Origin of the sequence: Natronococcus sp. A-GB1 (assembly GCF_029688845.1) — an archaeon.
Lineage (GTDB): Archaea > Halobacteriota > Halobacteria > Halobacteriales > Natrialbaceae > Natronococcus.
Genome location: NZ_JARUKW010000003.1, coordinates 36526 through 62273 on the forward strand (window position 1 = coordinate 36526; position 25748 = coordinate 62273).

Below are 25748 nucleotides of genomic sequence, written 5' to 3' on the forward strand. Positions count from 1 at the left end.
GATACAATGCCGCAACCCGAGCGAACCGACATCTACCGGGAGCGACCGATAGCGTCGAAGTCGACGCCCCGCTCGAGGTCGTGGCCCGCGAACTCGGCCTCGTCGAGTGGCTCGCCGCCGACGAACCGGAACTCGCCGACGACCGTCTCGCCCGCGAGGACGGCGGGCAGCCAGAGCCGGTCGTCCTCCCACATCCGGTCGTAGGGGACGTCCTCGACCGGGGTCCACTCCGGGTAGGCCTCCTCGGAGGGGTGGGGTTCGCCGGCGAACGCCCGCGTACGGAAGACGTGACAGAAGGTGTGCCGATCACCGTCGAGGCGAAACTCGAGCTCACCCGCCTTCTCGAGATCGCCGGGATCGATCTCGAGACCGACCTCCTCGCGAGTCTCTCTGACCGCACACTCTCGAGGCGTCTCCTCGCCCTCAAGTTTCCCGCCTGGGCCGTTGTACCAGCCCTCGCCGAGCCCGCGTCGCTTCTCGATCAGGAGCACCTCCTCGGTTCCGCCGACGTCCCGGAGGGGAAAACACAGCGTCGCCTCGATCATGGCCGCAGGTTCGTCCGGCACGGGATAAACGAGTTCGGTATCCGCCTCGAACGTCGCGTCAGACGAACCGCTGTTGTCGGTTCCGACGCGACCGCGAGCCGTTCTGCGGTCACGCCGGTAAATCGGTACAGCGGTCCGTCTCAGTCGTCGTCCGCGGCGACGTCGGGCACGTACTCCGCGGGCGCACAGCCCAGCGACCGGTGGGCGCAGTGACGACAGTGCTCTCCGGGCGTCGTCTCCCGATAGGAGGGATCGTCGACGCCCTCGAGAGTCTCGCGGACCGACTCCCAGGACGGCAGCGCCTCGGGTTCGAACAGGTCGACCCGGGGGCCGTCGACGCCGCCGACGTAGACGTAGCCGACGGCCGCGATCGGCTCGTCGAATCGGCTGTCGCAGGCGCGGGCGTACAGCGCGAGCTGGGTCGCCTTCTCGGGATCGATCCGAGTCGCGGTCGCCTTGTAGTCGAGGACCGCGAGCCCGCCGCCCGCGGAGTCGGGCAGTCGCCGGATCGTGTCGACGTAACCGACGACGTCGCCGTCGATCCCGGCGACGTCGGCGAGGGCGAACGGCAGCTCCGCCGCGAGCGTCTCCCAGTCGGCGGTCGGCGAGTCGACCCCCGGTGCGGTCGCCTCGAAGTACCGATCGACGCAGGCCAGCACCGCCTCGCGGTGTTCGAGCAGGTCCCGGGCGGTCAGCTGGCGGACCGCGGCCTCGCGCCAGTCGGCTCGACTCTCGTACCCGCGGTGGAACGCCTCCTCCGCGACGTCGTGGAACACCGAGCCGACGACCCGCGGGGCCGCACCCGACTCGTCGATTCCGCCCCCGCCGGCGGGCGGATCGTCGATCGCCCGCACGACGTGCTCGAGGTAGTGTTTCCGAGTGCAGGCCTCGTAGCTCTCCATGGCCGTGTAGCTGTGGCGCATCGCGACCGGGAGCCGACCGTCGCCAGAGAGCGCCTCGAGCGGGAATCGACTCGTGTCGGCCGTCAGCGACCCGGCCCGTCGTTCCCTCGGCACCCGGATCGACGGCTCCTCGCTCGAGGCGTCGGCCGCCGGAAGCAACGTTCCGTTCCGCAACAGCCGGCCGAGCTCGTGGACGGTCTCGATCGCCTCCCGTGTCTCGAGGGGTTCGACGGACCGGTCCTCGTAGCCGGCGTAGTAGGTGATCGTCCCCGGGCGCTCGTCGGCCGCGACGGCGAGTTCGTCGGTTCGGTCGACCACGGTACGGGGATAGGTCTCCCGGACCGACTCGAAGCTCTCGGACAGGGTCGACCACAGCTCCATGCGCTCGCCGGCGACCGACCACTCGATGGCGGGATCAAGACAGGCGTCTGCGGTGGAAACCGCCAGCTCGCCCTCGTCGCCGTCGTAGTCGTACTCGCTCCCGAAGACGAACAGGTGGTTCTCCGCCCGCGTGAGCGCGACGTGGAGCACCCGCCACTCCTCGCCGACCGTCTCGGCCGCGATGTCGGCAGACAGGGGCGAGGCGACGTCTTCCTCGAGGGTCGCCGCGAGCAGCCGGGTGCGGGCGCGACGGGCGTAGTCGTGCTCGACACACCACTCCTCGTCGGAGAGGTAGGGGACGAGAACGATGTCGAACTCCAGGCCCTTCGCCTGGTGGACCGTCATGACGTCGACGCGGTCGTCCGAGCTGGTTCCCCTGTCGCGTTCGGCGCTTCCGCCCCGCAGCGTCGACTCGAGCGCGTCGACGAACTCCGTTGAGAGGGTGCGAACCACGCTCTCGGCGTCGTAGCGCTCGACGAATCGGTCGATCCGCTCGAGCTGGCGTCGCTCCTCGCTCGTGAGGAACCACTCGAGACGGGTGAGCTCGCGGAGCCTGGTGAGCAGTCCCGACAGCGGGTAGACGTCCCGAAGCGACGCGAGACGCTCGAGGTGGGTCCGGGCCTGTTCGAGTTCGGTCGTCGCCTCGAGGTCATCGGCGTCGACGTCGAAGACGGCGTCGTACAGCGATCCCGACCGGCTCTGGAGGGTCGCGAGGTCGGTCTCGGGGAGTCGGTAGCGGTAGAGCAACACCCGGCGAAGGTGGACGTCGGCGTCGGGTTCGACCAGCACCCGGAGGTACGACAGCAGCGTCCGGGTGCCGGGGGAGATCTCGCCCCGGGGTGAGCCCGAGACCTCGTGGGGGATCTGGCGATCCCGAAGCTCGTCGGCGACGAGGCGGGCGTGGCGGTTGGTCCGGACGATCACGGCGATATCTCCGAGCGATCGTTCGGGAACGTTCTCGCAGGCGCCGTTGAGCAGCCGCGAGACGGTGGTCGCGACCTGGTCGGCCGTCGGGTCGTCGATCTCATCGCTCTCGACCTTGACGACCCGATCCGGGGGGTTCTCGCGGTCGTACGTGCCGGGCTCGCGGCCGTCCTCGCGCAGTGTCTTCGAGCCGTCGGCGTACGCACAGCGGTTCGTCAGCTCGAGGATCTCCTGGCGTGACCGGAAGTTGAGCTCGAGTTCGATCCCCGCGTGGTCGTCGTAGCGCTCGGCGAGGCGGTCGAGTCCCCGGCGGTCGGTGCCCCGCCAGCCGTAGATCGCCTGGTCCTTGTCCCCGATCGCGAGCAGGTCGGGCCGATCGGGTCCGTCGGTGAGTTCGGCGATGAGCTCGAACTGCGTCGCGTCAGTATCCTGGAACTCGTCGCAGTAGACCTGCTCCCACTGGCCGGTGATCTCGTCGGCGACGGCCTCGTCGGCGAGCAGGTCGGTCGCGGTGCGAACCAGCTCGTCGAAGTCGAACGCGCGCTCGCGCTCGAGGGTCGCGTGGTAGTCGGCGTACACCTCGGTGTAGTGGCGGGCCAGCCGGAGGAACTCGACGTAGTGTTTCAGCCGGCCGAACGGGGTCTGCTCGATCCGTTCGGTTCCCGTGCCGCCGATCCGGTTGCCGAACAGCGCCCGCGGCAGCTGTTTCGTCGTCGGCTCCTCGAGGGAGAGCGCCTCGTAGGCGTTGGTCACACACCGCTGGAGGATCCGCAGGTAGGCGTCGATATCCCGGACGACGTCGTCCTCGCGGAACACCGCGGGCGCCTCGGCGATCTTCTCCCGGCAGTAGCTGATGAGCGTGCCGTACTCGACGAGCCCCTCGCGGGCCGCCTCGAGGTGTTCCTCCCGGTTGAAGTACCGGAGCGCCTCGTTGTCGAAGGAGAGCTCCGCCTCGGCCCGGCGCTCGAGCCAGTGGACGAACTCCTGGCAGAGCTCGAGGGTTCGGGTCTCGGGAAGTCGGTTCCTGAGATCGTCGGGGGTGACGTCCTCCCGGCTCATCGTCGCCACGAATCGATCGACGGCGTCGGCCAGGTCGGTCGGCGAGCCGTCGCCGACGCTGGTCGCCGCGAACGCGTACTCCCGTTCGGCGAGCAGCCGGCCGACGATCCGGCGACGTTTGCGCTCGGTCACCACCTCGAACTCGGGGGAGTAGCCGAGGTAGTAGGCATACTCCCGGACGAGCCGGTGACACAGCGAGTGATACGTCGAGACGGTGATCGCGGCTGCGACGTCTGGCTCGAGCCGGTCGGCGACGGCCTCGCGGATGCTCGCGGCGGCCTCGTTGGCGAAGGTGACGACGAGCACGTCCTCGGGATCGACGGCGCCGCGTTCGATCGCCCGCTCGATCCGCATGAGCATCGTCGTCGTCTTCCCCGTTCCGGCGCCCGCGTCGACGGACGTACAGGCTCGATCGCTCTCGATGACCGCTCGCTGACTACCCCGGGGCTCGAGCGTTTCGGGGTCGCCGGGCGGACTCGAGCTATCCATCGAAGCGCACCTCCGCGGCGAGGCAGTCCTGGCAGCCGACGGCGTACTCACAGTCGGGGCACGATTCCGAGGCGATCTCGTCCCACCGTGGGGTCGGATCGAACGACCCCGCGAGGACGTCGCCCGCCACGTCGACGAGTTGCGAGTCGACCGTCTCGTTGCGGTGTTCGTGCGTCATCGCGTAGGTGTGGTGGTCGATGTAGACGTCGGTGAGGTCGGTGGGCTCGACGGTCGCGTCGACAGTGTCTTGAACCCAGTTGACCGCGGTTCGGTGCCGATCGGCGAGAGGGACCTGCACGTACCGGCAGGTCTTCGCCTCGAGCCCGAGGCGCTCCCGGAGCCGGCGGAGCCCGTCGACGACGACGCTCGTCTCGAGCAGGGCGCCGACCGCCCGCGGTTCGAACGCGTCGGACCCGGAATCGAAGTGGTCGACGAACAGCGCGGCGACGTCGCCCTCCCAGTCCGAGCGGTAGCGCAGGAGTCCGAGCGGCGCGAGCGTCGGGACGAAGTTGACCCCGACGAGGCTCGCCTCCTCGAGGGTGACGTAGTCGACGGTCGCGTCGATCCGGACCCGTTCGCGGTCGCTTTCCTCCGGCAGCGAGCGTGTACTCGCGAGCGGAAGCGCGGGTCCGACGAGTTCGGTCGCGGACGCCTCGAGGCGCTCGATTCCGGTTGCGTGGTCGGTGCCGACCGCCTCGAGGTACCCCTCGAGGACCGCATCCAAAACCGCCCGCTCGTGGTTCCGCTGGCTCCGCGAGTGGAACGGCTCGTCGTGGCCGGCCCACAGCTCCAAGAGCCGATCTCCGGCGATCTCCTCGAGTCGCTCCCGATCGGTCGCACCGGAGCGCAGCGCCGTACAGATCGCCTCCCGAAGGAGGTCGACCCGATCGCGCGAGGCGTCGTCGGTCTCGCCCTCGAGCCCGTGAACGTGTGCGAACTCGTAGCGTCGGGGACAGTGCAGGTACGTCTCGAGGCCGTCGGCCGTCAGCGTCGGCTCACTCATTGCGAATCACCTCGCCCGCCGCGAACTCGAACTGCGAGCGGATCGCTTCCGCGAGTACGGGGTCGAGATCGTCGTCGGCGAGCAGCAGGGCGATCTCCTCGAACAGTTCCTCGGTCTCGCCGAGGTCGGCCTGCCCCCCGGTGCTCGCCTCCCGGAGGACGCGCTCGAGCTCCCCGCGAGGCTGTGCGAGCAGCGCCTCGGTCGCGGCCGCTTCGCCGCGGATCCGCGCCGTGCCGGTGTCGGCGTCCGCGAGAGAGAGTCCCGGTGTGTCGGCGACAAGCTGCAGGTAGCGCAACTCCTCGTGGGTCCGTCGGAGCCCGCCCGAACCCCGCTCGTACGAACAGCAGTACAGCCGCGACCGGGCCGCGCGGGTTGCCAGCGCGAGCCGACGCCGCGAGCGCTGGGCGTGGTAGGCGTCGAAAGGGTTAGTCACCTCGCTCGGGTCCGCGACAGGCGCGAACGTGTCGGCGACCGTCTCCGGGGAGGGATCCGTCACGGCGGGATAGTTCGGCATCGACTCGAGCCACGCCCGCGGGAACAGCCGCGTGAGGTGTCCGTCGCCGGGGTAGTGGTCGTCGAGCAGGTCGAGCAGGAAGACGGCCTCCCGAGAGTCGTATTTCAGGTCGTCGGCCGCACAGACGGCGACGCCCCCGGTCGGCGGACGGGTCTCGACCGCGTGGACGTAGGGGGCGTCGTACCGAATCGTTCGACGGAGCATCCGACGGAGCCCCCGCCAGTCGGGGCCGACCAGATCCGTCTCCTCGACGAAGCCGGCGATCTCGAGTACGCGCTCGACGCTCGCGAACTGTTCGCGGGCGTCGACCCAGGACTCCTCGCGGGCGATCCGTCCCTTGAGGTCCGTGCGCTCGATCCAGCGCTCGAGCGAGGCCGCGACGCTCGAGTCCGTGCAGGCCTCGAGCAGCGACCGATCGAACTCGGGGACGCGAGCGCGGAGTCGGTTCGTCGAGTCATCGTCCTCGAGGGGGCGGGCGCCGCGTTCCCGGCGGGCCTGGAGCGTGACGAACGCGTAGAGCTCGTTGACGACGGGGTCCTCCGCGAGCGAGGGCGTGCCGATCGTCGCCGTCGGGATTCCGGCCTCGCGGAGCCGGCGTCTGGTCTGGGGAACGCGTTCGATTCGGGGGACCGCGACCGCGAACTCGTCGTAGCTCCATCCGTGGCGATCCCGAAGGGCCTGGATCTCCCGGGCGACAGTCCGGACCTGCTCGCGGGCGGTGCGGGTGCGGATCCGTTCGGCGCGTCCGGTCTCGGCCTCGGACGCGGGCTCGCCAGCTCCGTCGGCCGTCGGCGCCTCGCCAGTCGCGAGAAACCGCGTGATCGCGCGGTGGGGCTGGGCGTCCTCGTCGCTGGGTTCGAAGGGCTCGATCTCGAGACCCGTCTCGCTCGCGATCGACTCGACGGTTCCGGGCTCGACCCCGGTGCGCTCGACGCTGGCGTGGCGCTGGCCGAGACAGACCAGCTCGGCGTCGTCGGTGAGGGCGGCAAGATACCGCCGATCGAGCCGGCGGAACTCCTCGAATTCGACGGCCAGGACGGCGTCGAAGGAATCGGTGACCCGCCCGCGAACGCCGTCCGCGTCGTCCTCGAGCAGGGAGACCGCCCGCGGGACCACGTCGGCCCGCTCGACGTACCCTCGCTGCTCGAGCACCTGATGGAAGCGGTCGTTCATGGCGTACAGAAAGGCCAGACAGTCGTGGGGGTCCTCGAGGTCGTCGAGCCGAAGCCGCTGGCGGGTCGCGCCCAGCAGCAGCTGGCCGACGTCGCGGGCGAATCCGTCGCGGTCGGCCGCGCGCTCGAGGTAGTCGGGAATATCGCGGCTGGCGCCGTCGATCACCAGCGAGATGAGCTCGATCCGCTCCTCGTACTCGAGGCGGTCGAGGGTCGGATCGTAGGCCTCGATCGCCTTCGAGGCGTGTTCGGGGAGAGACTCGACGCGGGGCGAGCGGGGCGCGTCGTCGGTGCCGAGTGCCTCGGCGAGTCGGTCGAGGCCCGTCGGGTGTCGCTTGAGCACGAGGACGTTCCGATCTCCGTGGCGTGGGGCCAGCTCCGCGTACAGTTCGGTCGCGGCCGCGAGCGGGTCGCTCTCGGGACCGGGGAGCAGCTTGCAGGAACCGGAGAGACGGGGCGGCGAAGACATCAACGGTACCGACTATGTCCGATTCCGTACTTAAACCTGCGCCGTCCGATCGACACGCGTTGGCCGGTTGGCCAACCCTTATGAATTACAGTACCAATCGCCCCGTATGGACGATATTTTCGTCGCGCGAGTGATGTCGACCGATCTGCAGATGGTAACACCGGAAACGCTCGTCGAGGACGCGGGACAGATAATGCGTGATCACGGCGTAGGATCAGTCATCGTCGTCGACGAGGAGAACCGCCTCGAGGGGATCCTGACGACGACCGACTTCGTCGACATCGTCGCCGAGAGCCAGCCGAAGGCCGAGACCTCCGTGTCGCGGTATATGACCACGGACGTCATCACGACCGACGCTCAGGCGGGGATCCGCGACGCCGCGGATCTCATGGTCGAACACGGCTTTCACCACCTTCCCGTCGTCGATGACGAGGAGGGAGTCATCGGTATCGTAACGACGACGGACCTGACCGCCTACCTCTCGCGGGTGCAGTCGCCGAGCCCCGAGGCGTAGTCGCCCCCGTTTCGTTCTCGGTCGGTAGGGTACCGCCGGCGGACCGACCGGGTAGCGCCGCGACTTCCTCTCGTCTCGAACGGCCCGGTCGCTCGAGGCGTTCGCGTTACGGACCGCAGGGTACGACACTAAACTGAGTTTCGGCAGAGATGGATTTTCCGCCTCCGGCATAAATTTTGCCGAGCTTTTCAGAAATAGATGTGGGCGGCAACACGTATCGGAACGCCCGCACCTGCACTGGGTAGGGAGTCGGCACCCGCGTCGCCGACCGCTCGAACCATGGACCGACGCACCTTCATCACGGCAAGCGGCGTATCGCTCGGCACCATCGCGCTCGGCTCCGTCGCGACGGCGACGGAAGCGACCGACCGGTTCCTCGTCGATCGCTCGAGCCTGCGCGACGAGGACCGCCTCGAGATCGTCCACGAGCTGGCGCCGGTGGACCTGCTGGTCGTCCGATCCAGCGAGGACGAACTCGAGAACCAGGGGGCCGAGTTCGCCCCCGACGTCCGACTCGAGACGGACGGTTATCGGCCGGCTCGACGGCGAGAGCTCGAGTCGGCCGTGGCGGGCGACGAGGACCTGTCCGACTACCAGTGGGACAAAGCTGATCAGGGCGTTCCGGAGGCTCACGACTACACTCGCGGCGAGGGGACTCGAGTCGCGATCATCGACACGGGGATCGCCGCGGGCCACCCGGACCTCGAGGACCAGGTCAACCTCGAGCTCTCGCGGAACTTCACGGACGACGAGTACGGCGTCGGGGAGCCCTACAGCGGGAGCCACGGGACACACGTTGCGGGTATCGTCGGTGCGAACGACGACGGGACGGGGGTCGTCGGCTCGGCGCCTGGAACCGAACTCGTCGATCTGCGGGTGTTTGCCGCCAATCCGGCGAGCGCGGATCGGGCGGAGCTCCCGCCGTCGCACCTGGGCGACGCGTTCCAGAGCTCCGTGCTCGCGGCACTGGTCTACGCGGCCGAGATCGGTTGCGACGCCGCCAACCTCAGCCTCGGCTGGACGTGGCTGATGCGATCCGAGGGGGCGGGCGAACTCTGGGGGAGGGCCCACCAGCGCGTCGGGACGTACGCGAGACGGCAGGGGACGCTCCACACCCACGCCTCGGGCAACTGGGGTGAGAGCATCCAGTTCAACCAGGACGAGACCGACTCCTCGGAGACCGCCGGCGGGATCACGACGAGCTCGACGGGACCGATCGGGTTCGCTCCAGACACCGGCGAGTACGACGCTCCGCCCTACACGCCCTCGACGTATACGACCCACGGGGTCGGCGCGATCGATCTCGCCGCACCCGGCGGGCAGGGTGGCGAGTACGACCACGACGACGTGTTGAACGCGATCGCGGTGCCGGAGTTCGACGACGACGGCGAGTACCAGGGCGCCGAGTACGGCTACGACTGGCTGGCCGGCACCTCGATGGCCGCTCCGCAGGTTGCGGGTGCCGTCGCGCTCGTCAGGAGCGTCGACGAACGGGCGAACGCCAACCAGGTGCGGACGACCCTCGAGCGTACCGCCTCGGTGCCCGACGAGTACGAGCGCAAGTACTACGGCCGGGGCTACCTCGACACGCTGGCGGCGGTCGAGGACACGGCGGGTCCGGGTCGGTCGTAGGCGGCGAGCCGAACGGCCGGAACGGTGGCAGCCGCCTCGAGCGATCACTTCGGGCGCGTCGGGACTCGGCAATATTTGGCAAACAGCTATCGTTTATTTCTCTCGCAGAGAGAACCCAGAACGGTCCCGGCGTCAGAGATACGTAGTGTCGTCCTCCACCCACCAGCACGGGGTCCGTTCCCCGTTGTTCTCGAGCGTCGAGCCGCTGCCGTCCCGCGATCGGAGCCGACGACTGCGCTCGAGCGCTCGCCGCCCGTTTTGCCCGTGTCCTGGGATTGATACGTGTCGGCGGTAGAGGAGGACGACGATGGCCGACGGTGATCACCGAGCCAGTAAAACGGGGGGTATCGAGGTCGAATTCGAACTCGAGTGGGGCGATCAGCGGGGGGAGACGCTGGTCCGAACCTTCGAACGCGTGACGATCCTCGAGTCGGGGTGGCTCCGAGGGAGCGAGCCATTCGATGGATGCGGCGTGCGGTACTATCCGTCGGATCGGGTGTTGGATATTCGCTCGGATGGGTTTGCAGGAACTGACTGAAGGAGGTCCTGCCGACACACTCGTTTTCCGTCCCGACGGAGGCCACACGTTTGTGAACGCCTTCCCGAGCCGTGTCGTCCTGGACTCGCCCAATGATCGTCCTCGCTCCGTCGCCGAAAAGCGAGATCAGATACTCCCAGGATAGTCACCGTGCGTTCGGTAGTGGGAGACGACCTTGACGAAGGCGCCGACGTGTAGAGCCACGATGACGACGATGGTAGCCGTGTACAGGAGATGGAGCGGATCTGCCGGCAGCGTTCTGTCCGGAGCGAAGACCTGATCGTAGATGTGAATCGTCAGAAGCCAGAACATAACGTACGTGCCGTGGCTCTGGTGCCATTTCCAGGCTTTCGGTCCCATGAACTGGTAGGCTGCGTTGTTCGAGGTGAGTGCCAAAATCACGGCGATCATCACCCCGACGATAGCGGCAAACGCCCAGGCACTCATACCGACGACAAAGTCGATCACGGCCCAACCCATGGAATCGAACACGGCGACGACGTGCACCAGCGACCAGATCACGAACCAGATCCCCAGTTCGGACCGCCAGTTCAACGGGAAGTTGCCGGAGAACTGCTGGTTGATCGACGGCCAGAGCTTCATCAGCGGCCCGATGATCATGACCAAAAACAGGAGAAACCACGGGACGGCGGCGATTATCCGCGGTAAGGCGTAGCCTGCTGCCCACAGGAGTATCGCCATCGCGACGCTGATGCCGACGACGGCAGCGTGGTGCTTGCTTCGGTTGAACGGATCAACTGTCATCGTTCGAGTCTCGGTCGGGGTTCATCTGTCGGTGAGAACTGAACACGGTGTTAGGCATCGTCCGAATGCGTAACCTCGAGTTCGGCACCGTCTCGTGGATACGCAACGCAGGTCAACAGCCACCCGTCGGCGATCTGGTTCTCATCGAGGTACTCGTTTCCATCGTGGCTGACGACGTCGGTGGCGTCCCCGTCGTATCTCGCGGTACACTCGCCGCAGCTCCCGACTTCACACGAGTACGGGATGTCCACGTCCGCCTCGAGAGCCGGATACAACAGTTCCTCGGTCTCCTCGATCGTCACCTCGGTCTCCGTTCCGTCCTCGAGGAAGACGATGTCGTGTGCCGCAGCGTCCTCCGCTTCGTCGTCGGTTTCGTCATCCAGACAGCCACTGAGCGCGATACTCCCAGCGCTTCCCGCCGCGAGCAGGACGCGTCGACGCTCGAGGTCGAACCGCGCTTTCACCGGGCAGGACGAGGCGTCCGCTCGAGCGGAGCTGGGTGGTGAGTCGGTCATACAGGGAGACACACCAGCAGGAGCCCGAAAATATCCCTCTCGAATTCTATCGAGCAGGGAACAACCTTGGTTTTGAAGAGGCCACAGCTCTCGTGCTGCACGAGAACGCGTCCTTAGTTCACGAACTGCGAGAGAGACGGTTCTCTGCTCGAAGGTGGCTGCTCGAGCATCGTAATTGGCGGGAAGACGCTGGTTCGAAGTTTTCGACGAGGGCAACCCTCGAGTCAGAGGTCTCTCCGAGGGAACGGCCGAAGTGAGCGGAAAAAGTGGACTCGCTGGGATGCTGAACTACGCCCAGACGTTCCGGGTCACTCGCTGCGCTCGCTTCCCGGGCTGCGACTGGTCTAGTTCAAATCCCAGCATCGACGATAATTTACGCCGCTCGCGAATTTGCTCGCGGCGCAGAATTATGGACTCGCTGGGATTTGAACCCAGGGCCTCTTCCTTGCGAAGGAAGCGATCTACCACTGATCTACGAGCCCGCGACCGTTTCTACCCGTGGTTTCTACTTGTAGCTTGCGTTTCGGAAACGACGTGGGCCGCGAGCACACGCGACGGCCCTCGAGCTCCACCTCCCACACCCGACCTCGAGCCCAACCCCGATCACGCCGTCGAACCAGCTCGAGCCCTCCTCGAGCCTACGTCCAGAACGCCGGCCCGACCAGCGAGCAGGCCGAGCAGGAAGCCCGTGAAGTGGGCAATCAGGGCGACGCCGGGCGCGCCCGTCGCGATCGTGATCACGGCCGCGAGGACGACGAAGACGGCCACGGCGGCCCACCGGGGGATCTCGACGACCGACGCGAACGCATCCGAGAGGCGGTTGCCGGCGATCAGGTAGCCCGCCAGCGCGAACACCGCGCCGCTGGCGCCGAGCACTGCGGTCGGGTCGCCGACGCCGATCGAGGCGAAGAAGCTGCTCGTCACCACCTGCGTGATTCCGGCGAGCGCCCCCGTCACGAGGAAGAACGTGTGAAAGCGCAGCCGCGTCGTCGCGCGGGCGATCGGCCAGCCGAACAGCACGAGCCCGACGCTGTTCGAGAGCAGGTGGCCGAGCCCGCTGTGGGCGTAGACGCTAGTGACGATCGTCCAGGGGTTTACGGTCAGCGGCGGTCCGAGGACGAACAGCCCGGCCATCAACCCGGCGCTGATAGCTGCGGTGATGGTCTGGGCGACGAGCACGACCACGAAGATCACCAGCACCTCGAGGATGGGACTCCCGGAGCGGGAGTCGGTATCGGAGCTGCGGCGCGAGCGGGTCACCATACTCCCGGTATGGGTTACGGTAGTAAAAGTTCACGCGGCCTACACTCGCCTGCTGTGACAGTACCGTGGCTATCGGGGCGCGAAAAAACGAAAAATCCGCGGTCGAGATCAGTCCTCGAGGACGATCTCGATCGAAACGTCGTTCGGCACCTGGATGCGCATGAGCTGGCGGAGTGCGCGTTCGTCGGCGTCCAGATCGATCAGGCGCTTGTGGACGCGCATCTCCCAGTGCTCCCACGTCGCGGTGCCCTCGCCGTCAGGCGACTTCCGGGTCGGCACCTCGAGGGTCTTCGTCGGCAGCGGGATCGGACCGCTCAGGTTGACGCCGGTGTTGCTCGCGATCTCGCGGACGTCGTCGCAGATGTCGTCCAGGTCCTCTGGACTGGTGCCCGCGAGTCGAACGCGTGCCTGCTGCATTTATTCGTTGACCTCGAGGACCTTGCCGGCCGCGATGGTCTGACCCATGTCACGGATGGCGAAGCTCCCGAGTTCGGGAATCTTGCTGGACGGCTCGATGCTGAGGGGCTTCTGTGGTCGGATGGTGACCACAGCAGCGTCACCCGACTGGATGAAGTCGGGGTTCTCCTCGGCGACCTCGCCGCTTGCGGGGTCCATCTTTTTGTCGATGGATTCGATGGTACAGGCGACCTGGGCCGTGTGGGCGTGGAAGACCGGCGTGTAGCCGGCCGTGATGACCGAGGGGTGCTGCATGACGACGACCTGGGCCTGGAACGTCTCGGCGACGCTTGGCGGGTCCTCGGCGGGGCCACAGACGTCACCGCGGCGGATGTCGTCCTTGCCGATGCCGCGGACGTTGAATCCGACGTTGTCACCGGGCTCGGCCTTGGGGACCTCCTCGTGGTGCATCTCGATCGTCTTCACTTCGCCGCCCACGTCGCTGGGCTGGAAGGAGACGTCGTCGCCGATGTTCATGATACCGGTCTCGATACGTCCGACTGGGACGGTACCGATGCCGGAGATCGTGTAAACGTCCTGGATCGGGAGTCGAAGCGGCGCGTCCGTCGGTGGCTCCGGCTCCGGCAGGTCGTTCAGGGCCTCGAGCAGGGTACGGCCGTCGTACCACGACGTGTTCTCGGACGCTTCGGCGATGTTGTCGCCCTCGAACGCCGAGATCGGGATGAACGAGGCGCCGTCGGTCTGGAACTGAACCTGCTTGAGCAGCTGGTTGACTTCCTCGACGACCTCGTCGAAGGTGTCCTCCTTGTAGTCGACGACGTCCATCTTGTTGACGCCGATGATCAGCTCGTCGATACCCAGGGTTCGGGCCAGGAAGACGTGCTCCTGGGTCTGGGGTGCGACGCCGTCGTCAGCAGCGACGACGAGGACGGCGTTGTCGGCCTGGCTCGCGCCAGTGATCATGTTCTTGACGAAGTCACGGTGACCAGGACAGTCAACGATAGTGAACTCGTACTCTTCGGTCGAGAACTCCTGGTGGGCGATGTCGATAGTGACACCGCGCTCTCGCTCCTCCGCGAGGTTGTCCATGACGTAGGCGAACTCGAAGCCGCCTTTGCCCTTCTCTTCCGCTTCTTCGCGGTGCTGTTCAATGACGTGCTCTGGTACGCTCCCCGTCTCGTAGAGGAGGCGTCCCACGAGCGTACTCTTCCCGTGGTCAACGTGACCGATGATGGCCAGGTTCTGGTGTCGTTTGTCGCTCATTGTTGTAGCTCACGCGCAAAGGCGCTTATGTCGGTATCTTTTGCTCGTTGCGGTTAAAACCATTTCGAAAGCGTATTCGACCGAACCCGACGCCGGCTTGCGGTTTGTGCCTTGTACGCACGGTTTCGATTACCGGACGACGGCGTCGAGGTGAGGGAAGTCGAACCGCCGAACTACCGTCGACCGACGATACCGGAGTGCAGCGGCTCGCAGACGGCGACTACAGCTCCGGGAGTCGGCCGACGTCCGACAGCACCGCCGTCGCGGTCTCGGGACCGCCCGCGCCCCGGCCGCTGTTGTGGAGGCTGCCCGCGTGTTTGGTCTCGAGCTGGACGATGTTTCGCGTCCCCGTCACCGCGAGCGCGCCGTTTTCGGGGACGAGCCGCGGCCCGACGCGGACCCCATCGCGGGAGGCCTCGCCGATGAGTCGGATCGTCCGGCCGTCCTCGGCCGCGAGCTCGAGCGCGCTGCCGGGAATCGACTGGATGCCCTCGACGGTCGCGTCCTCGAGCGAGAACCCGCCGTCGGCCAGCACGTTCGCGAGGATGACGAACTTCAGCGCGGCGTCGGTGCCGTCGACGTCGAAGGTGGGATCGGCTTCCGCCACGCCGAGGTCCTGGGCCTCCGCGAGCACGTGCTCGTAGTCGAGTCCCTCCGCGGCCATGCGCGTGAGGATGAAGTTCGCGGTGCCGTTGAGCACGCCTCGGGCCGCCGTCACCGCCTGGGGCGTGCAGTCCTCGATCGTCGACAGTACCGGGATAGCACCGCCCACCGTGGCCTCGAAGCGGATCGACCCCGCGCTGTCGGCCTCGAGCGCGCGAAGCTCCTCGTAGCGCTCGGCGACGGGTCCCTTGTTCGCTAACACGACGTGGTGGTCGGTCTCGAGCGCGCGCTCGACGTGGGTGAAGCCGGGCTCGGCGTCGCCCAGCGTCGTCGGCGTCGCCTCGACGAGGACGTCGTAGTCGGTCTCGAAGAGCGTGGCGGGGTCGGCGGTACCGACGGGCTCGCCCCCGGCCTTGCGCTCGAGGGCGCCCTCGACGTCGATCCCGTCGGCGTCGACGGCCGCGCCGCTCGAATCGGCGAGCGCGACAACGTCGTGGCCGTACTCACCTGCGAGGTCGGCGACCGATCGACCGACGTCGCCGGCCCCGACGATAGCGAGTCGCATCAGGCCTCACCTCCGAGCAGCGGTTCGACGACGGTCAGCTCCTTGTCGGTGCCGATCGCGCGGATCGCCTCGAAGACCTGCTCGGCGCGGCCGGAGTCGATCGCGAGCCGGAGTCGCGCGCTCGCGGTCGCGTTCGTCCCCTCGGGGGCCGCAAGCGAGAGGTCCTTGACGACTGCGTCGGCCTCGTTCTCGACCCGCGAGAGCGTCTCCGAGAGGTCGGTCTCGACGAGGTCGCCGACCAGCACGACAGATAGCTCCTCGCCGTAGTGTTCCGCGCCGGCCTGGATCACGTTGATGCCGGCGTCTCGCAGCGCGTCGACGATTCCGTCGAAGCGCTCGGGCGGGCTCTCGAGGTCGACCTCGACGGGGATGTGGCCCCGCGGCGTGATATTGCCGCGCTCGTGGTGGATGCTCAGGAGATTGCCGCCGTTGGCCGAGATCGGCTCGAGCGCGCGGAGCAACTCGCCGGGCTCGTCGACCAGTTCGAGGCGGACGGTGTAGGCGCGTACGCCGCCGTCGGTCTCGGGTTCTTCCTCGTCGGACTCGGGCTCGGGCACGTCAGCCATCGTCGTCACCTCCGAACTGCGGGCGTCCAGGCGTCGTCATACTCTGTGACTCCGTAATGGGCGTGTAAAAGGATATAGGACTTCCCAAAACTCTCCGGGCGTGTCAACAGCCGGCACAGCCACTCGAGATCGGACTCAGAGGTGGTCCTCGCCGGGGTTCGAGGAGCCCCAGTCGCCCCGTCCGCCCTCGGTGCGGTCGACGCCCATGATCGACTCGGCCTGGTCCGGGCCGCCGAGGCTCTCGCGGGCGTCCGGGATGCGAACCGTGACCTCGTCGATCTCGGACCACGTGATCAGTTCGGCCTCGATGTTGCTCGTCGTGATGTCGCCGACCGAACATCCCTTGCAGCCGCCGCCGAGTTCGATGATGACCTCGCCGTCGTCGGGGTCGGCCTTCCGGACCGCGCTGGTCCCCCCGTGCATCTGGATGATCGGCATCTCGCGCGTCAGCCACGCCTCGACTCGGTCTTTGAGCGGGTCGTCCTCGGAGTCAGTCATCGCCCGACCTAGGGACTCGAGCGATGAATAGGTTTGGCCCGAAACCTTCACGATCGTTCGATACAGCGCCGACGGACCGGTTCCAGTTCGGACGCGCTCAGCGGGTCGAACGTCACCCCGCGGGGCCGCGTCGCCTTGCGGTCCGTGATGAACGTGCGCCGAGGTGACTCGTGGTCGGAGGGCGGTTCTCGACGTCCCTCGAGTACTGCCACTACAGTCTGGCGGGAGTTCGGATCGGGAGTGAAACGGCGCGGCCGGCGCCTCGAGCGCGCGAGAAAAATACAACCCGACCCCGGCATGTGTGGCCGACGGTCCACAAGCGCGCCGGAGTCACGGACAACGGCCGGTGTCAGCTTCGCATTCGCTGTCTGTCGCCCGTCCCCTCGGTCAGGGCGCTGGCGATCGCTCCCTCGAGGACGACGTCGTCGCCGTGGTCGGTGACCCGGATCTCGGGGACGTTGTTCAACAGCATCCCCGAGACGCGTTCGCGGATCGGATCGACGACCAGCTCCTCGTTGTGCAGGGCAACGGCCCCGCCGAAGGAGACGACGATCGGCGCGAACGACTGGACGACGTTCGTGACCCCGATCGCGTTCCAGTGGGCGAGCTGCTCGATGGTGTAGTCGGCCAGTTCGTCCTCGCCGGCCAGCTCGAACACGTCCTTCGCGGTGAAGTCGGGACTCTCGAGGGGGAGTTCCGTCGAGACGGTCGGATCGTCGTCGGCCAGCAGCCGTGCGAAGTCGGGGATGCCGTTGCCCGAGCAGTACGCCTCCCAGTGGCCGTCGTGGCCGCAGCCACAGGTCAGCCGCCCTCGGGGATCGACGACGCAGTGGCCGACCTCGCCGGCGTTGCCGTCCCAGCCGGCGAGGATATCGCCGTCACAGCAGACGCCGGCACCGATCCCCGAGGAGATCGTGATGTACACCATGTCGTCGGGGTTGCGTGCGGCGTGGAACCGCTCGCCGATGACGCCGGCGGTGGTATCGTTGTGGAGGTGGACCTCATCGCTGTCGATGAGTTTCTCGATCGGGCCCGTCAGCGGGATGCGATCGATCGAGTCGGGCAGGTTCGCCGGGTCGATCACCGCTCCCTCCGCGAGGTCGAACGGACCGATCGAACCGATGCCCGCGGCGGCGATCTCCTCGGGTGCGACCCCGGCGTCGCCACACGCCTCGCGAAGCGTTCGAAGAACCCCCTCGGTGACGTCGATCCCGGTGGGACCCCGCGGCGTCCCGTTGCGACTGATGCCGATCGTCGTCGCGTCGTCGGTCGCGACGGCCGCCCGGACGTTCGTCGCGCCGAGGTCGACGCCCGCGTAGTAGACCATACTACAGCAGAGCACGGTCGTCGTACTTAACTACCGGTATCTTCACTCGACCCCGAGTAGCGACCGAGACCGATCGGGCGCTACAGGTATGCCACGTGAGGTCATAGGTAACACATGGCAACCGACGAGTACGACTCCGATCCGGTGCCGGGTGCGGCGCTCACCGACGCGGAGATCGAGGCGCTCCACGAGGTCGAACTCGGCCTCGAGTGGCTCCAGCGCGCTCAGGGCTGTCTGCTCGAGTTCCACCACGCGACGGGCCACGGGATGGACCACCTCGACGACGCCGAACGGCTGCTCAGAGAAAGCGGCCACGACGAACTCGCTGACGCGATCCGAACGACGCTGCTTCCCCACGGCGTCGTCGACGGCGACCGCTGGTCGTACGACGTCCTCGAGGACTTTCAGGGGACGCTGCTGGCCGAGACGGCCGCGCTCGAGGCCCGCGTCCGAGCGGAGCTGGTCGACGGCCGACGTCACGTTCCCGAGCGACGACAGGAACGACGGTGGAAGGAGCGGGCGGATCGGGACGGGCCGACAGAACGGACCGCGGGCGACGACGGGTAGCTGCCCGCTTCACTCACTCCATCACGTCGAGATCCCGGTAGTAGGTGACCGGGCAGGGTGCAGCGAGAAGGATCTCCTGAGAGACCGAGCCGAGCACCGCCTTCTCCGCGGGAGAGCGTCGACGTCCGCCGACGATAAGCCGATCGGCGTCGACCGCCCGCGCCAGTTCGACGACCTCGGTGCCGACGTCGCCGAGCGCCCCGCGGACCTCGGTCTCGACCCCCGCGGCCGAGAGACGCTCCTCGAGGTCGGGAACCGGCGGCCGGCGGGCCGCGACCGCGGTGGGGTCGACGTCCTCGACGCGCTCCTCGAAGCCCAGGTTCTCGCGGAACTCCTCGTACTCCGCCTCGGTGAAGGCGTGACCGATCACGACGGTCGCCTCGAGCGGGGCCGCGATCTCGAGGACGGTCTCGGCGAGCTCCTCGGCCCGGACGGTGTCCATCGGCCCGACAGCGAGCAGGACGGTATCGATAGCCATGTGAGTACGTGGCGGTGCTATCTGCTTAACTATTCCCGATCCCGCAACGGGTGGCACAGCCAAGCGCTCCAGGAACCACCTCCACGTAATCGACGGACCGCGAGAGCGATGAGTCGGACTCCAAGCAGTGGCCGATCGGCGTTTCGGCCGAGCGACTCAGTCGCCGTTCTCCTCGTCTCCGCGAACGAACGTCACCGGACACGGTGAGGAGAGCAGGACTTCCTGAGCCGTCGAGCCGAAGACGGCCTTCCCGGTCGGCGAACGACGGCGGCCGCCGACGACGACTCGGTCGGCGGCGACGCCGGTCGCCAGCTCGACGATCGTCGAGCCGTGGTCGCCGATGTCGCCGCGGATGTCGTAATCGACGTTTGCCTCATCGAACTTCCGGCGCAGATCCCTGATCGTCGAGTGCCGGGAGGCAACCTCGTCGGGACGGACCTGGCCGCTCTCATCGTCCATCTCGAGGTTCTCGAGCACCTCGTTGTACTCGTCCTGGGTGAAGATGTGGGCCAGAACGACCGTCGCGTTCGCGGGCTGTGCGACTTCGATCACGGTCTCCGCAAGCTCGTCGGTTCGGTCGGCGTCGCCCGGACCGACGGCGAGGAGAATCGTTTGTAACGTCATACCGTCCCTATGTCTCGGTGCCGACTTAAATTCGGGAGTTCCGGGGCTGGTTCTGCGCGCTGATAACCGGTTCCGGGTCGCTTTTCTCCGCTGTTGCCGACGAACGGAGTATGAACGATCCTGACCTTTCGGACCGAACCGTCCTCGTCACTGGTAGCGCGCGGGGCGTCGGCCGCGAACTCCTGCTCGCGACCGCCGACTGCGGGGCGAAGACGGCGGTGCACTACCACACTAGCGCCGACGCCGCCCGTGAGGTCGCCGAGGAAGCCCGCGACCGGGGTGCGCCCGAGGCGATGACCGTGCAGGGCGACGTCACCGACCCCGAGAGCGTCGACGGACTGTTCGCGGCCGTCGAGACAGAGCTCGGCGACGTCGACGTCCTCGTGAACAACGTCGGCGACTTCGCGCCCGCCCACTGGGAAGAAATCGAGTTCGAGCGCTGGAACCGGGTGCTCGAGACCAACCTCAACGGCACCGCCCTCTGTTCGAAGCGCGCGCTCCCGGCGATGCGGGAGGCCGACTACGCTCGGATCGTCAACGTCGGCTACGCCTCCTCCGAGAAGGGCCTGGTGAGCCCCAAGAACTTCCCCTATTTCGTCGCGAAGGCGGGCGTGTTGATGTTCACTCGGATGCTCGCTGCCGACACCCAGGACGACGGGATCACCGTCAACGCCGTCTCGCCGTACGTCGTCGAGAACTCCGACGAGTTCCCGGAGGAGCTCCCGCGGGATCGCCCCGCGAGCTTCGACGACCTGGTCAACCCGCTTCTGTTCTTCCTCGATCCCGACAGCGGGTACGTCAGCGGCGAAAATATCGAAGTCGACGGCGGCTGGCTGCCCGAGGACGTGTAGCGGCACGAGCGAGCGAACCGCGGCGCGTCGCACCGCGGGATTTTGAGCTCTTGCTGAGCGAAGCAACAGTCAGCGAGCGCGTACGCTCTCGTCGGACAGGTTTTTGCCGCGAGCGGTCGGCACCGCCGACTCGAGGGGGAAAAAGCCAGGTGGAGAACTCGAGGTCGACGGTGGCTGGCTGGCCAAGACCGTGTAGGCACTCGTTTCCGGGGCGAGCTTTTTCGGTGCGCACGTCCCGAGAGACGGTATGACACTTCCGGTCGCGATGGGGTGGCGCCACCTCCTGTTCGCGAGCTGGCCGGTCGCGCCCGCGCTCGTCGGCACCCGTCTTCCGGACGGTCTCGAGCCCGACACCTACGACGGACGCGCGTGGCTCTCGATCGTTCCGTACCGCAACGTCGCCGTCCGTCCCCGCGGCGCGCCCGCGAGGCTGGGGTTCGGGCTCCCCGAACTCAACCTCAGGACCTACGTTCGCCGGGACGGGGAGTCGGGAGTCTACTTCTTCAGCCTCGACGCCGACGGCCTCCTCGGCGTCCTCGCCGCCCGACTCACCCACCGCCTCCCGTACTACAACGCGCGCATCGAGATGCGGCTGGGGTCGAGACACGTCTCGTTCGCGAGCGAGCGTCGTCACCCGGGCGCGACCCCGGTTCGGTTCGCGTGTCGATACGAACCCGTCGGCGAGCCGTTCGCGCCGAACCCCGACTCGCTCGCGGCGTTTCTCACCGAGCGCTACCGGTACTACACGACGGGGCGTCGGGGCGAACTCCGCTCCGCCGACCTCGTCCACGAGCCCTGGTCGCTCCGGCCGGCGACGGTCGCCCTCGAGACGAACACGCTCTTCGAGGCCAACGGTTTCGACGCCCCGGCGACGTCCCCGATCTGTTACTACAGCCCCGGGGTCGACGTCGTCTCCTCGAGAAATCGACCCCGCTGAGACGAGCCACTGGAAGTCGGTGCCGGAGCGACCGAAACCCGCCCTGCGGTCGCTCCCGTAACCCGGGACAGCGAACCGTACGAACCCGGGCGCGAAGCGATCGATATACCTCGACGGCGTCCCTGTCGACGCCCGTGACTACTACCGGACGGATACATGGCATCTACGTCGCTCCCGAGCAGGGGGCGCCGACGAGATCGATCGAGACCGCTCGAGCGCTTGCCGGCCGAGGGCTCGAGGGCGACCGCTACTGTCTCGCCGACGCCGAGACCGGAACCCAGCCCGACGATCGTGCGGGAGGCACGTTCGCCGACCGCGACGGCAGCGACCTCACGCTCATCGAGACGGAGGCGCTCGAAGCCGTCGAGCGGGACTACGACATCGCGCTCGAGCCCGGCGTCCACCGGCGCAACCTGACGACGGAGGGGGTGGCGCTGAACCACCTTGACGGCGAACGGTTCAGCATCGGCGACGTCGTCTGTGAGGGTGTCGAACTCTGCGAACCCTGCTCGTACCTCGAGCGCCACCTCGCCGAAGAGGGGGTCCGCGAGGCGCTGATCCACCGCGGCGGACTCCGGGCGCGGATCCTCGAGGACGGCATCCTGACGGTCGGGGATCGAGTCGAGAGGCGCTGAGCGTCGGCGAGCGTTCGAGGGGAGATCCCGCGGGCTCGCACACGTTCGCCCGTTCAAACGGCGGCGGCAACATAAACGTACATTGCCGCGCGGTCCCAGAACCCACGTAATGAACGAGCCCGGCGTCCAGTCGCTGATGGACCAGGAGACGCTCGACGAACGGGTGCGAGCCGGCGACGCTCCGGCGTGGGTCGAAGCGCACTGGCGGTCGTTCCAGGACGGGTTGCTCGGCGAACGGAACGGAACGCCGTTTCCCTGCTTCTTCGGCGCGGAGTCGGTCCAGCAGGGCGAGCCGCTGTACACCGCGGTGCCGTCGACGTCCGACGCCGACGCTCTGTTGACGCTGCGCGATCGGATCCTCGAGTACCTCGAGATCTATCGCGAGCACTCGCCCCGGGCCTCACTGGTTACCTTCTTCAAACCGCCCGCGGAGCCCCTCTCCGAGCGGGAGTACCACGATATGCTGTGGCACATTTTGCAGACGCTGCACTGCCACGATCCCGAGCCCTGGCCCGAGGAGATCCCGACGGACCCCGACGACGAGCGCTGGGAGTTCTGTCTGGGCGGCGAGCCGATGTTCCCGACCTGTCGGGCGCCGTTCTACGACGACCGCAAGAGCCGGTACTGCCCGATCGGGCTCGAGGTGACGTTTCAGCCCCGCGCACTGTTCGAGAACCTCGGCGTGACGGCCGACACCCACGCCGGCCAGCAGGCCCGCGACGTCATCCAGGATCGTCTTGAGGGGTACGACGGCGTCTGCCCCCACGCGGACCTGGGCGACTGGGGCGTCGAGGGCGACCGCGAGTGGCCCCAGTACATGCTGACGGCCGACGACGCCCAGTCGCCCGAGGAGTGTCCGATGACGGTCACTCGAGATCATCCGAAACCCGGTGCGCAGTTGCCATGACGGAGAAGGAGGACGAGGCTCTCACGGAACCGGCACTGTTGCTGATCGACCTCCAGGAAGGGTTCGACGATCCGGCGTGGGGAACGCGGAACAACCCCGAAGCTGAGCAGCGCGCTGGCGAGCTGCTCGAGGCCTGGCGCGAGGCCGACCGGCCGGTCGTCCACGTCCGCCACAACTCGAGCGAGCCCAACTCGCCGCTGCGAGGCGACGGGCCGGGGTTTGCGTTCAAAGCCGAGACGGCGCCCGCGGAGGGTGAGGCGACGTTCGAGAAGTCGGTCAACAGCGCCTTTATCGGAACGGGACTCGAGTCCTGGCTCCGCGAGCGCGGGCTCGAGCGGGTCGTCCTCGTCGGCCTCACGACCGACCACTGCGTCTCGACGACGGCCCGGATGGCCGAGAACCTCGGCTTCGAGCCGACGGTGGTCGCCGACGCGACGGCGACGTTCGACCGCGAGTTCGACGGCGACAAATTCGACGCCGAGACGATCCACCGAACGGCGCTGGCCCAGCTCGAGGGGGAGTTCGCGGCGGTGGCGACGACGGCGGAGCTACTGGACGACGGCGTGTGAGGGCGGTGCGCTCAAGGAGCCGGGTCAGACAGTGCCGATCCCCTCGGCCGCCACGATGATCGCGAGCGTGGCGACGAAGCCGACGAGCGCGCCTCCGAGGAGTTCGGCCCGCCCGCGGTTCTCGAGATCGGCGCCCGCGTCGACGCCGGCCGGGAGGAATTCGACGACTACGAGGTACAGTAGGGCGCCGGCCGCGACGCCGAAGCTCAGCGCCAGCAACCCCTCGAAGGTCGTGACGAAGACGTAGGCGACGACGGCGCCGATCGGCTGTGGCAGCCCGGAGAAGACGGCCCAGCCGACGACCTTCCAGCGATCCATCCCGTAGGCGATCAGCGGGATCGCGATCGCCAGCCCCTCCGGAACGTTCAGGATCGAGATCGCGATCGCCATGAACACGGCCAACGAGGGGAGCGCGAGCCCCGCGATCTCGACGACCCCGTCGGTCGGATCGGCGAACGAGACGCCGACGGCGATCCCCTCCGGGATGCTGTGAACCGTCAGCACCGCCACGGTGAGGACGACCGTCCGGGTATCGACGTCGGAGACGGCGTTCGGCGCGAACTCGTAGCCGTCGATGGCGCGGTCGGCGAGAGCGACGAACCCGATCCCGACGAGCGCGCCGAGCGCAACGGGACCGACGCCGCCGGCGGCGAGCCCCTCCGCGAGCAGGCCGAACGCGGTCGCCGACAGCAGGATACCGGTTGCGATACCCCAGAGGACGACGAGCCAGCGGTCGCGGATCTCCTCGAGGACGAAAAACGGGAGGACGCCGAGCCCGGTGGCGAGACCGGTGACGAGCCCGACGACGAACACGAGCGAGAGATCAGAAAGCGGTGACATCTGGCGGGAGGGTGTACGGACGCGGGCGGTGGGTGTTAGGCAGACAGCCGGCAGCGAGTTACTGTCGGAGTTTGTCGACGAGCGGGAGGTCGGGAAGGTCGACGCCGAGCTGTTGGCGTGCGAACCTCGCGAGCATCGGGATGTCGTTGGCGCTCAGCAGCTTTCGGATGGCGAGCGGGCTCCCGTTGTTTGCCCGCGCCAGCGTCTCCTCGTCGAGGCGCTCGAGATCGGCCATGAACTCGTCGTACCGATCGTTGTCCGCGAGGTAGAGCAACCGGGTCATCAGCTGTCGCTTCCTGACGTTCGGTGCGACCTTCTTGTGCCACAGCGAGTCGTACACCTCGAGGTTCTCGGCCGTGGGCTCGATGTTGCCGTGTTTGAGACAGCTGTCCGTGGCGGCTGCGGCCATCCGGCCGGACTGCATACAGGTGTGAATCCCCTCGCCCCACAGCGGATCGATCGACGGAACCGTGTCGCCGATCGCCAGGAAGCGGTCGGTGTGCATCTGCCCAGGCGGCTGGATGTGAGCCGAGCCGCGGTGTTGCTTGCCCTCGATGCGTTCGGCGTTCCGGAACCGCGGGTCGGTGTCGAGCCAGTGCGAGAGGTAGTCGTCGACGGTGAAGTCGTCGCGAGCGTACGTGCTGTGGCTGCCGTTCTGGATGTAGCAGATACCGACCTTCGCGGTGTCCTCGCCGGTGTGGAAGATCCAGGAGTAGCCCCCGGGCGCGAGGTTGTGGTCGAGTCGCAGCATCATCGCGTCGTGAAGGTCCGCGAAGCCGGGGCGGTCGATCTCGATCCCCTCGAGTTCGTACTCGATGCCGATGGCGTGGTTGTCGCGTTCCAGTTCGCTCACGCCGAGCTTTTTGGCGATCGGCGCGGCCGGGCCCGTCGCGTCGACGACGACCTCGGCGTACACCTCCTCGTCGCCGTTGTAGGTGACGCCGACGGGTTCGCCGTTCTCGACGATCGGCGCGGTGGCGCGGGCGTCGAAGCGGTACTCCGCGCCCTCCTCCCGGCCGTCCTCGACGAGAAACCGCTTGAAATCCGCAAACTCGAGAACAGCACCGGGCTGGTTCTGGACGTAGTGGTCTGTCGGCGACTCGAGGACGACCTTGTCGGTGTACTGCATCACGACGTCGTCCGGGATCCCGAAGGAGGCCATCATGGAGGGGAACGTTCCCGCGGTGGACTTGTTGCTCTGGCGCGGGAACTCGTCTTCCGCCTCCGTTTCGAGGACGACGACGTCGTAGCCTCGGATCGCGAGGTCGCGAGCACACTGGGCACCGGCCGGTCCGGCCCCGGCGACGACTACATCGTAACGCTCGTTCATAGTGCTGAAACTGTCTCGCCCCCTAATGAGTTTGTCCAAGCAGTTGCGTCCCCGGCCAGCCAACGGAACCGCGATGCGGCGGTGAG

The 25748-nt window shown here is 67.4% G+C and carries 26 protein-coding genes and 1 tRNA gene; 9 read left to right on the top strand and 18 right to left on the bottom strand.

From position 1 onward, the window contains the following. Positions 1–32 precede the first annotated feature (32 nt). From QA600_RS04620 to QA600_RS04635, 4 genes are all read right to left on the bottom strand, one after another. Positions 33–545 (bottom strand): 8-oxo-dGTP diphosphatase, encoded by a 513-nt coding sequence (locus tag QA600_RS04620; RefSeq protein WP_278290791.1) that lies wholly within the window; start codon positions 543–545, stop codon positions 33–35. Between the two features lie 140 nt (positions 546–685). Then, positions 686–4300 carry a UvrD-helicase domain-containing protein gene (locus QA600_RS04625; protein WP_278290793.1) on the bottom strand — a complete coding sequence of 1205 codons (3615 nt, stop codon included), beginning with the start codon at positions 4298–4300 and terminating at the stop codon, positions 686–688. Then, positions 4293–5303, bottom strand: coding sequence for a PD-(D/E)XK nuclease family protein (locus QA600_RS04630; protein ID WP_278290794.1), 1011 nt, complete (start codon positions 5301–5303; stop codon positions 4293–4295). Before QA600_RS04630 ends, QA600_RS04625 begins: the two co-directional genes overlap by 8 nt. Beyond that, the gene (locus QA600_RS04635) at positions 5296–7458 is read right to left on the bottom strand and encodes a hypothetical protein (protein WP_278290795.1); all 2163 of its coding nucleotides are present in this window, start codon (positions 7456–7458) and stop codon (positions 5296–5298) included. The genes QA600_RS04630 and QA600_RS04635 overlap by 8 nt, the downstream gene beginning before the upstream one ends. Before the next feature lie 106 nt (positions 7459–7564). Here QA600_RS04635 and QA600_RS04640 point away from each other — a divergent pair, with 106 nt between their 5' ends. The 3 genes from QA600_RS04640 (at position 7565) to QA600_RS04650 (ending at position 10142) form a co-directional block, all read left to right on the top strand. Continuing rightward, entirely contained in the window at positions 7565–7972 is a 408-nt protein-coding gene (locus tag QA600_RS04640; protein WP_278290796.1) for a CBS domain-containing protein, read from the top strand. 279 nt (positions 7973–8251) lie between these two features. Continuing rightward, on the top strand, positions 8252–9604 hold the full coding sequence (locus QA600_RS04645; protein WP_278290797.1) for a S8 family serine peptidase: 1353 nt from the start codon (positions 8252–8254) through the stop codon (positions 9602–9604). A gap of 307 nt (positions 9605–9911) precedes the next feature. After that, on the top strand, positions 9912–10142 hold the full coding sequence (locus QA600_RS04650; RefSeq protein ID WP_278290798.1) for a hypothetical protein: 231 nt from the start codon (positions 9912–9914) through the stop codon (positions 10140–10142). A gap of 126 nt (positions 10143–10268) precedes the next feature. Here the strand turns inward: QA600_RS04650 and QA600_RS04655 are convergent, their stop codons facing one another. The 10 genes from QA600_RS04655 to QA600_RS04700 form a co-directional block, all read right to left on the bottom strand. Next, positions 10269–10907: a hypothetical protein gene (locus tag QA600_RS04655; RefSeq protein WP_278290799.1), complete on the bottom strand. Its 639-nt coding sequence runs from the start codon at positions 10905–10907 to the stop codon at positions 10269–10271. 50 nt (positions 10908–10957) lie between these two features. Then, positions 10958–11422, bottom strand: coding sequence for a 2Fe-2S iron-sulfur cluster-binding protein (locus QA600_RS04660; protein WP_278290800.1), 465 nt, complete (start codon positions 11420–11422; stop codon positions 10958–10960). A 410-nt stretch (positions 11423–11832) separates the two neighbouring features. Then, a tRNA-Ala gene (locus QA600_RS04665) sits at positions 11833–11904 on the bottom strand. Between the two features lie 121 nt (positions 11905–12025). Beyond that, entirely contained in the window at positions 12026–12685 is a 660-nt protein-coding gene (locus tag QA600_RS04670; RefSeq protein WP_278290801.1) for a rhomboid family intramembrane serine protease, read from the bottom strand. 108 nt (positions 12686–12793) lie between these two features. After that, the gene (rpsJ, locus tag QA600_RS04675; protein ID WP_005552865.1) at positions 12794–13102 is read right to left on the bottom strand and encodes a 30S ribosomal protein S10; all 309 of its coding nucleotides are present in this window, start codon (positions 13100–13102) and stop codon (positions 12794–12796) included. Further along, the gene (tuf, locus tag QA600_RS04680) at positions 13103–14365 is read right to left on the bottom strand and encodes a translation elongation factor EF-1 subunit alpha (protein WP_278290802.1); all 1263 of its coding nucleotides are present in this window, start codon (positions 14363–14365) and stop codon (positions 13103–13105) included. Positions 14366–14585: 220 nt separating this feature from the next. After that, complete coding sequence (locus QA600_RS04685; protein ID WP_278290803.1) at positions 14586–15533, bottom strand: homoserine dehydrogenase; 948 nt, start codon at positions 15531–15533, stop codon at positions 14586–14588. Further along, complete coding sequence (locus QA600_RS04690) at positions 15533–16099, bottom strand: amino acid-binding protein (protein WP_278290804.1); 567 nt, start codon at positions 16097–16099, stop codon at positions 15533–15535. Before QA600_RS04690 ends, QA600_RS04685 begins: the two co-directional genes overlap by 1 nt. A gap of 135 nt (positions 16100–16234) precedes the next feature. Then, complete coding sequence (locus QA600_RS04695; protein ID WP_049891344.1) at positions 16235–16597, bottom strand: NifU family protein; 363 nt, start codon at positions 16595–16597, stop codon at positions 16235–16237. Positions 16598–16946: 349 nt separating this feature from the next. After that, positions 16947–17924, bottom strand: a complete 978-nt coding sequence (locus QA600_RS04700) for an ROK family protein (protein ID WP_278290805.1) — start codon at positions 17922–17924, stop codon at positions 16947–16949. Positions 17925–18038: 114 nt separating this feature from the next. Between QA600_RS04700 and QA600_RS04705 the strand changes: the two genes are divergently transcribed. Beyond that, positions 18039–18491, top strand: coding sequence for a hypothetical protein (locus tag QA600_RS04705; RefSeq protein ID WP_278290806.1), 453 nt, complete (start codon positions 18039–18041; stop codon positions 18489–18491). Between the two features lie 13 nt (positions 18492–18504). On the opposite strand, the gene QA600_RS04710 is transcribed toward QA600_RS04705, so the two are convergent. Together QA600_RS04710 and QA600_RS04715 are read right to left on the bottom strand one after the other, a co-directional pair. After that, a complete protein-coding gene (locus tag QA600_RS04710; RefSeq protein WP_278290807.1) occupies positions 18505–18969 on the bottom strand; it encodes a universal stress protein in 465 nt (154 codons plus the stop codon). 156 nt (positions 18970–19125) lie between these two features. Beyond that, complete coding sequence (locus tag QA600_RS04715; protein ID WP_278290808.1) at positions 19126–19593, bottom strand: universal stress protein; 468 nt, start codon at positions 19591–19593, stop codon at positions 19126–19128. 110 nt (positions 19594–19703) lie between these two features. On the opposite strand from QA600_RS04715, the gene QA600_RS04720 reads away from it, so the two are divergent. The 5 genes from QA600_RS04720 (at position 19704) to QA600_RS04740 (ending at position 23492) form a co-directional block, all read left to right on the top strand. Beyond that, a complete protein-coding gene (locus QA600_RS04720) occupies positions 19704–20444 on the top strand; it encodes an SDR family NAD(P)-dependent oxidoreductase (RefSeq protein WP_278290809.1) in 741 nt (246 codons plus the stop codon). 247 nt (positions 20445–20691) lie between these two features. Beyond that, on the top strand, positions 20692–21381 hold the full coding sequence (locus QA600_RS04725; protein WP_278290810.1) for a DUF2071 domain-containing protein: 690 nt from the start codon (positions 20692–20694) through the stop codon (positions 21379–21381). Positions 21382–21515: 134 nt separating this feature from the next. After that, on the top strand, positions 21516–22016 hold the full coding sequence (locus QA600_RS04730) for an MOSC domain-containing protein (protein ID WP_278290811.1): 501 nt from the start codon (positions 21516–21518) through the stop codon (positions 22014–22016). A gap of 109 nt (positions 22017–22125) precedes the next feature. After that, the gene (locus QA600_RS04735; RefSeq protein ID WP_278290812.1) at positions 22126–22923 is read left to right on the top strand and encodes a YqcI/YcgG family protein; all 798 of its coding nucleotides are present in this window, start codon (positions 22126–22128) and stop codon (positions 22921–22923) included. After that, positions 22920–23492 carry a cysteine hydrolase family protein gene (locus QA600_RS04740; protein ID WP_278290813.1) on the top strand — a complete coding sequence of 191 codons (573 nt, stop codon included), beginning with the start codon at positions 22920–22922 and terminating at the stop codon, positions 23490–23492. Before QA600_RS04735 ends, QA600_RS04740 begins: the two co-directional genes overlap by 4 nt. 24 nt (positions 23493–23516) lie before the next feature. Here the strand turns inward: QA600_RS04740 and QA600_RS04745 are convergent, their stop codons facing one another. Beyond that, positions 23517–24332 carry a ZIP family metal transporter gene (locus QA600_RS04745; protein WP_278290815.1) on the bottom strand — a complete coding sequence of 272 codons (816 nt, stop codon included), beginning with the start codon at positions 24330–24332 and terminating at the stop codon, positions 23517–23519. Positions 24333–24390: 58 nt separating this feature from the next. Beyond that, positions 24391–25662 carry a digeranylgeranylglycerophospholipid reductase gene (locus tag QA600_RS04750; RefSeq protein WP_278290816.1) on the bottom strand — a complete coding sequence of 424 codons (1272 nt, stop codon included), beginning with the start codon at positions 25660–25662 and terminating at the stop codon, positions 24391–24393. Between the last annotated feature and the right edge of the window lie 86 nt (positions 25663–25748).

Coding starts and splice junctions, on each gene's coding strand:
- QA600_RS04620 (WP_278290791.1), bottom strand. CDS start 545: ATGATCGAGGCGACGCTGTGTTTTCCCCTCCGGGACGTCGGCGGAACC.
- QA600_RS04625 (WP_278290793.1), bottom strand. CDS start 4,300: ATGGATAGCTCGAGTCCGCCCGGCGACCCCGAAACGCTCGAGCCCCGG.
- QA600_RS04630 (WP_278290794.1), bottom strand. CDS start 5,303: ATGAGTGAGCCGACGCTGACGGCCGACGGCCTCGAGACGTACCTGCAC.
- QA600_RS04635 (WP_278290795.1), bottom strand. CDS start 7,458: ATGTCTTCGCCGCCCCGTCTCTCCGGTTCCTGCAAGCTGCTCCCCGGT.
- QA600_RS04640 (WP_278290796.1), top strand. CDS start 7,565: ATGGACGATATTTTCGTCGCGCGAGTGATGTCGACCGATCTGCAGATG.
- QA600_RS04645 (WP_278290797.1), top strand. CDS start 8,252: ATGGACCGACGCACCTTCATCACGGCAAGCGGCGTATCGCTCGGCACC.
- QA600_RS04650 (WP_278290798.1), top strand. CDS start 9,912: ATGGCCGACGGTGATCACCGAGCCAGTAAAACGGGGGGTATCGAGGTC.
- QA600_RS04655 (WP_278290799.1), bottom strand. CDS start 10,907: ATGACAGTTGATCCGTTCAACCGAAGCAAGCACCACGCTGCCGTCGTC.
- QA600_RS04660 (WP_278290800.1), bottom strand. CDS start 11,422: ATGACCGACTCACCACCCAGCTCCGCTCGAGCGGACGCCTCGTCCTGC.
- QA600_RS04670 (WP_278290801.1), bottom strand. CDS start 12,685: ATGGTGACCCGCTCGCGCCGCAGCTCCGATACCGACTCCCGCTCCGGG.
- rpsJ (WP_005552865.1), bottom strand. CDS start 13,102: ATGCAGCAGGCACGCGTTCGACTCGCGGGCACCAGTCCAGAGGACCTG.
- tuf (WP_278290802.1), bottom strand. CDS start 14,365: ATGAGCGACAAACGACACCAGAACCTGGCCATCATCGGTCACGTTGAC.
- QA600_RS04685 (WP_278290803.1), bottom strand. CDS start 15,533: ATGCGACTCGCTATCGTCGGGGCCGGCGACGTCGGTCGATCGGTCGCC.
- QA600_RS04690 (WP_278290804.1), bottom strand. CDS start 16,099: ATGGCTGACGTGCCCGAGCCCGAGTCCGACGAGGAAGAACCCGAGACC.
- QA600_RS04695 (WP_049891344.1), bottom strand. CDS start 16,597: ATGACTGACTCCGAGGACGACCCGCTCAAAGACCGAGTCGAGGCGTGG.
- QA600_RS04700 (WP_278290805.1), bottom strand. CDS start 17,924: ATGGTCTACTACGCGGGCGTCGACCTCGGCGCGACGAACGTCCGGGCG.
- QA600_RS04705 (WP_278290806.1), top strand. CDS start 18,039: ATGGCAACCGACGAGTACGACTCCGATCCGGTGCCGGGTGCGGCGCTC.
- QA600_RS04710 (WP_278290807.1), bottom strand. CDS start 18,969: ATGGCTATCGATACCGTCCTGCTCGCTGTCGGGCCGATGGACACCGTC.
- QA600_RS04715 (WP_278290808.1), bottom strand. CDS start 19,593: ATGACGTTACAAACGATTCTCCTCGCCGTCGGTCCGGGCGACGCCGAC.
- QA600_RS04720 (WP_278290809.1), top strand. CDS start 19,704: ATGAACGATCCTGACCTTTCGGACCGAACCGTCCTCGTCACTGGTAGC.
- QA600_RS04725 (WP_278290810.1), top strand. CDS start 20,692: ATGACACTTCCGGTCGCGATGGGGTGGCGCCACCTCCTGTTCGCGAGC.
- QA600_RS04735 (WP_278290812.1), top strand. CDS start 22,126: ATGAACGAGCCCGGCGTCCAGTCGCTGATGGACCAGGAGACGCTCGAC.
- QA600_RS04740 (WP_278290813.1), top strand. CDS start 22,920: ATGACGGAGAAGGAGGACGAGGCTCTCACGGAACCGGCACTGTTGCTG.
- QA600_RS04745 (WP_278290815.1), bottom strand. CDS start 24,332: ATGTCACCGCTTTCTGATCTCTCGCTCGTGTTCGTCGTCGGGCTCGTC.
- QA600_RS04750 (WP_278290816.1), bottom strand. CDS start 25,662: ATGAACGAGCGTTACGATGTAGTCGTCGCCGGGGCCGGACCGGCCGGT.